This is a genomic window from Lysobacter xanthus (assembly GCF_047159895.1).
The window spans coordinates 1-338 of sequence record NZ_BAAGAB020000173.1 but is presented as its reverse complement, the minus strand read 5'-3'; the positions used below and the strand labels follow the sequence as shown (position 1 = coordinate 338).

Annotated in this window: 1 protein-coding gene; it reads left to right on the top strand. The window is 73.4% G+C overall.

What is annotated here, in order from left to right; genetic code table 11:
- Positions 1–338 (top strand): hypothetical protein (locus ACY35P_RS15700; protein ID WP_462116767.1); only part of this gene is annotated, 338 nt, incomplete at both ends.

Here is a 338-nt window from a genome sequence, read left to right as displayed (position 1 = left end):
CCTTCACCGAGCTGCGCCTGCGCGGGCTCGACCTGACGCTCGAGCGCGCGGACGACGGCACGTGGGACGTGCGCGGCCTGCCGGGCCAGCAGGACGAGCGCGAGGGCGGCGACCCGTTCGCCGCACTTGAGCGCCTCGGCGAGCTGCACGTCATCGACGGTCGTCTTGCGGTGGTCGCGCCGGCGTATGGCATCGATGCGGCGATCCCGCGCGTCGACCTGCGCATGCGCGTCGACGGACCGCGCGTGCGGGTCGGGCTGCAGGCGTTCCCGCGCGCCGGCGGCCCTGCGGTGGACTTCCTGTGTCAACTCGCGCACGAAGCCTTCAAAGTAGCCGCA